This is a genomic window from Streptomyces sp. OR43 (assembly GCF_008042275.1).
GTDB lineage: Bacteria > Actinomycetota > Actinomycetes > Streptomycetales > Streptomycetaceae > Streptomyces.
Genome location: NZ_RDBK01000011.1, coordinates 75,744 through 82,246 on the forward strand (window position 1 = coordinate 75,744; position 6,503 = coordinate 82,246).

Here is a 6,503-nt window from a genome sequence, read left to right on the forward strand (position 1 = left end):
CTGTCTCGCGTGGTCCTGCTCCCCTACGGAGACCGGCGATCTCCTCGGTCCCTGCTCCTAGCCGCTCCCCCGCCCCCGTCCTCGCCCGCGACGGGAACCACGCGGCTGTATCGCGGCGTCCGTCCAGGGACTCGCACGATCTCCGGCACGCTTCCAGAGGACCTCGCCTCCATGACCGCAACAGCCACCCGCTACCTGTATCTCACGCGACACGGTGAGGCCTCACCGGACGAGAGCGAGCTGACCGAGAGCGGTCGACAGCAGGCGGTGCTGCTGGGTCGGCGGCTCCGGGGCTGCCCGCTCACGGCCATCCACCACGGTCCCCTTCCGCGGGCCACCCAGACCGCTCGGCTGATCCGTGAGCAGCTCGACGGCGTTCCTCTTCAGGTGTCCGAACCGGCCGGGGACTACGTTCCGTACCTGCCGGAACGGCACGAGCTGCCGCCGGCGTCGGCCGACGCCGTGATCGCCCGGCTGGCCGAGTTCCCGGCCCAGGAATGCGAACAGGGGCCGGAGTTGGCCCGGGAGGCGCTCGTCCGGTTCACGGGGGCCGTGGACGGGGACCGGCCGCGCCATGAACTGGTCGTCACCCACAACTTCCTCACCGGCTGGCTCGTCCGGGACGCCCTCGACGCTCCGAAGTGGCGGTGGATGGGCCTCTACCATGCCAACGCCGCCCTGACCGTGATCAAGTACGAGCCCGGCCGGCCCGCCGCCGTACTCCTCTACAACGACACCGGGCATCTGCCCACGGAGCTGCGCGCGGCCTGCTTCCCGGCCGAACTGCACATCTGACGGGGCGTTGAGGAGGCGCGTGCGTCGGCGGGGCCGCCGCGGCGGCCCCGCTTCCGGTCAGCGCCGGCTCAGCCCGGAGGTGGCGTACGCCTCGATCGCATCCCGCTGGTACGCGGCCAGGCCGGGAGCGATCGCCTCGTACGCGGCGCGCCAGACGTCGTTGTCCACGCAGGAGCGCCCGATGGCGCGGTACTCCTCGGCGGAGACGGTACGCAGCCGGGCCAGGGCCAGGTACTGGGCCTCGATCTCGGCCTGTACGGGTCCGGCGTCGGCCCGGTGGCCTTCGGCCATCAGATCGGCGAGACGGATCATCTGCGCCGTGCGCGCGCGGTGCCCGGCGTCGGCGTCGTCCTGGGTCATCGTGGCGGCCCGTCGGCCGACCTCCTCGGCGAGTGCGGGGAACTCGCGCATGTTCTCTTCGTACTGCGAGGGCTGCACGCCCTCGAACAGGTTCTCCGGTCGGTTGATGGTCATGGGTTTGCCGTCCTTTCCGGACTGCTCCAGTTCGGCGATCGTGCGGGAGACGGTTCCGGCCAGGGCGTCGAGGCGGTCCCGCTCGGCGAGCAGTCGCCGGTGGTGTCCGCGCAGGGCTTCCAACTCGTCGACCTGCGCGGTCAGGATCCGGCCGATCTCGGGCAGCCCGAGGCCCAGCGCCCTCAGCACGAGGACCTGCTGGAGCCTCAGAAGCTCGGGCTCGCCGTAGTAGCGGTAGCCGCCCGCCCCGATCCGGGCCGGCGCGAGCACGCCGACCTCGTCGTAATGGCGCAGGGTCCGGGCGGTCACGCCCGACATCCGGGCTACCTCCGCGATCGGCCACTCCATTGCCGCTCCCTCACGAACGCGTTATCGGGCCGGTCCTTCCGGCCCTGGTCAGGACGGTAGAAGCTGCCGCAGCGGCAACTTCAACCCCTGCGTCCAGGGATACCGAATCCGGCCCTTCGCCGCCCCAAGCGACCCGCCCGCCGGCGCCCCCGGGCAGCGCGCCGCAACCCGGTCCCCCGCGCGTCGTCGGATCGGACGAGGACCGTACGCGACCGCCGTACGCGCCTGCCTGCCGCGACGGGCGTACGTGGCGGCCGTACGTGACGGGCGTACGTGGCGGCCGTACGTGGCGGCCGTACGTGACCGCCCTACGCGACGAGGGCAAGGGCTGTCGCGCAAGGGCCGCCGCACGGGCTACCGAACGGCTTCGGCGCCATCCGCGCCCTCGGTGGAGTTCACGCCGAACGGATGTGCTCCGCCGTCGATGGTCCACCCGGCGGCGAGCGGCATGAGGTCCCTGATCCCGACGCTTCGCAGGCCGTCGGGTGTGGGCAGGATGACCCGGATGCCCGGGTGGTAGTCGAAGAGCACCTGACGGTCCCGGCCGCACGGGTCGAAGACGCCCCGGTCGAGGTTGCCCACCGCGACGATCGTCGTGAGCTCCCGGGCGCCGGACGCGCGGGCATGCCCCAGCGCGACGAGTTCGGCGCACGGGCCGCCGGTGAAGTGGTAGACGTTGATGCCGCCGTAGATCTTCCCGTCGGCTGCGCGCACCGCGGCTCCCATGGTGTGCGCGCCGTCCTCGCCATCGGTGTTCGCATCGACGACGCGCTTGGCGAAGGCGATGAGTTCGAGGTCCTCGGGTGTCAGCTCACGGCAGGGAATATCCATGCCGCGCATGATATGACCCGCCCGCGGCGGTGGTCCCGGCTCACGCGTACCGCTGCTCACTGTGGAGGCATCGCCCACCCCGACGCTCGGCCGGCACCGTGACGAGTGAGGCGGGAGCTGCCTCCCGCTCCTCCCCGGCCGCCGCGGTCGCCTCCGGACCAGGAACGTCCCAGCTCTCCCGGAGAGCAGGTATGCCGGCCGCGATGACGGCTGCGGTGCCGACGGGATGTGAACCCGCGGACGGACAGGGGCAGGCCCGCCCCGTCTCCCTCAGTCGCCGTGAGCGGGGCCTCGCTCACGGCCACCGAATCCGTCCGATGTATTGACGTGCCCCTGACTCAATGGCTTCATAGGAGCGCGCAAATGTGGGAGCGCTCCCACACGGCTAGGAAAACGTCTGTCGATGCTCAGCTCTTGATCCCGCCCACCCCCTGGAGCCGCAGTGAGAACAGCAAGAAGCACGACGAAGAACCCAGCGCGCAAGCATCCCGTCACCGCCCTCCTGACCGCCCTGGTCACCCTCCTCGGGCTCCTCGCCCTCGGCGGCCTCGCCCCGGCGCAGGCCGCCACCGCCGCCCCCGCGCAGACCGCCGCAGCGACCGGGCTGCACATCAGTGACGGCCGCCTGGTCGAGGGCAACGGCAACGACTTCGTCATGCGCGGGGTCAACCACGCCCACACCTGGTACCCCGGCGAGACCCAGTCACTGGCCGACATCAAGGCGACGGGCGCCAACACCGTCCGCGTCGTGCTCTCCGACGGCTTCCGCTGGAGCAAGAACGGTCCCGACGACGTGGCCGCCGTCATCGCGCAGTGCAAGGCCAACCGGCTCATCTGCGTCCTCGAGGTGCACGACACCACGGGGTACGGGGAGGACGCCGCGGCCGGCACGCTCGATCACGCCGCCGACTACTGGATCAGCCTGAAGGACGTCCTCGCCGGCCAGGAGGACTACGTCGTCATCAACATCGGCAACGAGCCCTGGGGCAACACGAATCCGGCCGGCTGGACCGCTCCGACGACCGCCGCGATCCAGAAGCTGCGCGCCGCCGGGTTCGCCCACACGATCATGGTGGACGCGCCCAACTGGGGCCAGGACTGGCAGGGCGTCATGCGCGACAACGCCCAGACCGTGTACGACGCCGACCCCACCGGCAATCTGATCTTCTCGATCCACATGTACAGCGTCTACAACACCGCCCAGAAGGTCACCGACTACCTGAACGCCTTCGTGGACGCCGGACTTCCGCTGCTCATCGGGGAGTTCGGGGGACCTGCCGACCAGTACGGCGATCCGGACGAGGACACGATGATGGCCACCGCCGAGCAGCTGAAGCTCGGCTACATCGCCTGGTCCTGGAGCGGCAACACCGACCCGATCCTCGACCTGACGATCGGCTTCGACCCCACGCGGCTCAGCTCCTGGGGTGAGCGCATCTTCCACGGCGCCAACGGCATCGCCCAGACCTCCCGCGAGGCCACCGTCTACGGCGGAGCCTCCGAGGACACCGAGGCCCCCACCGCCCCGGGCACCCCGGCCGCCTCCGCGGTGACGGACACCTCCGCCGCCCTGACCTGGACCGCGTCGTCCGACAACGTTGCCGTCACCGGCTACGACGTCGTCCGCGTCAGCGGCGGTTCGGAGACGACCGTCGCCGCCTCCGCCACCACCGGCGTCTCCGTCACCGGCCTCACCGCCGGCACCGCGTACACGTTCGCCGTGTACGCCCGCGACGCAGCGGGGAACCGCTCGGCGCGCTCGGCCACGGTGGCCGTCACCACGGACGAGGGCGGCACCACGCCCGGCGTCGGCTGCTCCGTCGGCTACCGCGTGGTGAACCAGTGGTCGGGTGGCTTCCAGGGCGAGATCACCATCCGCAACACCGGCACCACCACGATCGACGGCTGGACGCTGGGCTTCGCCTTCGCCAACGGCCAGACGGTCACCAACATGTGGGGCGGAACCCCCACCCAGACCGGCGGTTCGGTGAACGTCGCCGCCGCGTCGTACACCTCCACGATCGCCGCGAACGGCTCGGTCACCGTCGGCTTCACCGGCAGCCAGAGCGGTACGAACGCGGCCCCGGCCGCCTTCACCCTCAGCGGCGCCACCTGCGCCGCCGCGTGACGCCGTAGACAGGTGACGCGCCGGCCGGTGGGGGCCCTGCGCCCCCGCCGGCCGGTCAGTCCTCGACGGTGAGCGCGACGGTGTTCGTGGCTCGCTCGTACGTGAGGAACGCCGCGCCGCTGTCGAGGATCCGATGGTCCGTGAGCGTCCAGGCGGACGGGTCGAACGTGGCCTTGTGGGAGAAGAGCGGAATGCCCGCACCGATCGTCATCGGGCTCAACTTGACGATGAGCGTGTCGATTTCGGCGTACAGGGAAGCGGCCAGCTCGCCGCCGCCGACGAGCCAGATGTCCTTGCCGTCCTCATGCTTCAACTGCCGTACGCGCGCCGCGGGATCGGTGGCGACGATCTCCACCGCCGGGTCGGGGCTCTCGCCCAGCGTGCGGGAGAAGACGAGGTGCCGCAGATGCGGATAGGCGTCCGTGACACCGGCCTTGAGGCCGATCTCGTACGAGCGGCGTCCCTCCACGATCGTGTCGAAGTGTGTGCCTTCCGCCGTGATCGAGAGCGCGGCGCGGGCCGGCCCCGGAAGCGTCTCCGGGAACTCGGCGATCATGTGCGCGACGTAGTCCTCCGGGATCGGCCAGAATCCGTCCGGTCCGGTGGGGTCGGCGCCGTCCGGACCGGCGATGAAGCCGTCGAGGGTGGAGGCGATGTAGTACACGAGCTTGCGCACGGAGGGCCTTTCGTCCGTCGACGGACACCGCCGGATCGGCATCCGTCGGCAGTCATGATCAAACAACCGTGCCCGCCACGCAACGGGAACGGAGCCTTCCGCACGGGCGCGCGTTCCCGGCCTTCGCCGGTGCGTGGGTGGGAAGTCCGAAGGACTTCAGGGGAGACCCGGCAACCCGGCATGGTCACAGACAGGCCGCAGGGACGTACCGACGCGCTCGGCACGCGTACTGCGCGGGCCGGACTTGGATAAGGTGCCGTTCTCTGCAGCAGTGCTCTCCGGGGGAGTTATGAGTTCATGAGCGGTCAGCAGCCACAGCGCGGCAGCGCCTCCCAGGTCTTCCAGCCACTGGCGGCTGACGACCCGGTCACCATCGCCGGATACCGGCTCGCCGCCAAGCTCGGTGCGGGCGGCATGGGCAAGGTGTATCTCTCGTACACGCCCGGCGGCCGGCCCGTCGCCATCAAGGTGATCCGTCCCGAGTTCGGCGAAGACCCCGAGTTCCGGCGCCGGTTCACGCAGGAGGTGCAGTCCGCGCAGCGCGTGCAGGGGCTGTTCACCGCGCCCGTCATCGACGCCGACACCAACGGCGCGCAGCCGTGGCTGGCCACCGCGTACGTGCCGGGGCCCTCGCTCGCCGACGCGGTCGTCGCCCACGGGGCGCTGCCGGTCGAGGCCGTGCTGCTGCTGATCGCCGGCATGGCGGAGGCGCTGCACGTCATCCACGGGGCGGGCATCGTGCACCGCGACCTCAAGCCGTCGAACGTACTGCTGGCCGCCGACGGTCCGCGCGTCATCGACTTCGGTATCGCGTACGCGGCCGACGCGACCTCGCTCACCGGCAGCGGCGTCACCATCGGTACCCCGTCGTTCATGGCCCCGGAGCAGGCCGCGGGGCGCCGGGTCACTCCGGCCACCGACATCTTCGCGCTGGGTCAGGTCGCGGCGTTCGCGGCCACGGGCTCACCGGCCTTCGGTGAGGGGACCTCGCACGGGGTGCTCTACCGGATCGTCCACGAGGAGCCGGACCTCACCGGTGTCCCGGAGCGGCTGATGGAGCTCGTCAGCCGTTGCCTGGCGAAGGACGCGGAGGCCAGGCCCTCCGTCGCCGAGGTCATCGCGCTGTGCCAGACCGCGAACGCGGAGACGGTGCTGCGGCGCCCCGAGGACTGGCTGCCGAGCCCGGTGGCCGCCGACATCACCGTACGGGCGGCGGCCCCGGCCCCCGTCCAGACCCCGCCGCCTCCGGCC

6 protein-coding genes are annotated in these 6,503 nt (G+C 71.2%); 3 read left to right on the plus strand and 3 right to left on the minus strand.

Translation table 11 applies throughout. The annotated features are described in order from the left end of the window. Positions 1–171: 171 nt before the first annotated feature. Positions 172–795, plus strand: coding sequence for a histidine phosphatase family protein (locus EAO72_RS08185; RefSeq protein WP_148016572.1), 624 nt, complete (start codon positions 172–174; stop codon positions 793–795). A 57-nt stretch (positions 796–852) separates the two neighbouring features. On the opposite strand, the gene EAO72_RS08190 is transcribed toward EAO72_RS08185, so the two are convergent. Together EAO72_RS08190 and EAO72_RS08195 are read right to left on the minus strand one after the other, a co-directional pair. After that, the gene (locus EAO72_RS08190; RefSeq protein ID WP_148016573.1) at positions 853–1,617 is read right to left on the minus strand and encodes a MerR family transcriptional regulator; all 765 of its coding nucleotides are present in this window, start codon (positions 1,615–1,617) and stop codon (positions 853–855) included. Positions 1,618–1,971: 354 nt separating this feature from the next. Continuing rightward, positions 1,972–2,448, minus strand: coding sequence for a cytidine deaminase family protein (locus EAO72_RS08195; RefSeq protein ID WP_148016574.1), 477 nt, complete (start codon positions 2,446–2,448; stop codon positions 1,972–1,974). Between the two features lie 442 nt (positions 2,449–2,890). On the opposite strand from EAO72_RS08195, the gene EAO72_RS08200 reads away from it, so the two are divergent. Continuing rightward, entirely contained in the window at positions 2,891–4,576 is a 1,686-nt protein-coding gene (locus tag EAO72_RS08200) for a cellulase family glycosylhydrolase (protein ID WP_148016575.1), read from the plus strand. 55 nt (positions 4,577–4,631) lie between these two features. Here the strand turns inward: EAO72_RS08200 and EAO72_RS08205 are convergent, their stop codons facing one another. Then, a complete protein-coding gene (locus EAO72_RS08205; RefSeq protein ID WP_148016576.1) occupies positions 4,632–5,252 on the minus strand; it encodes a dihydrofolate reductase family protein in 621 nt (206 codons plus the stop codon). A gap of 297 nt (positions 5,253–5,549) precedes the next feature. Between EAO72_RS08205 and EAO72_RS08210 the strand changes: the two genes are divergently transcribed. Further along, positions 5,550–6,503, plus strand: a 954-nt coding sequence (locus EAO72_RS08210) for a serine/threonine-protein kinase (RefSeq protein WP_148016577.1), incomplete at its 3' end; no start/stop codon positions are given.

What these genes read in the sequence shown, in the direction of transcription:
- EAO72_RS08195 (WP_148016574.1), bottom strand. Translation starts at nt 2,448, where the DNA reads ATGGATATTCCCTGCCGTGAGCTGACACCCGAGGACCTCGAACTCATC.
- EAO72_RS08190 (WP_148016573.1), bottom strand. Translation starts at nt 1,617, where the DNA reads ATGGAGTGGCCGATCGCGGAGGTAGCCCGGATGTCGGGCGTGACCGCC.
- EAO72_RS08185 (WP_148016572.1), top strand. Translation starts at nt 172, where the DNA reads ATGACCGCAACAGCCACCCGCTACCTGTATCTCACGCGACACGGTGAG.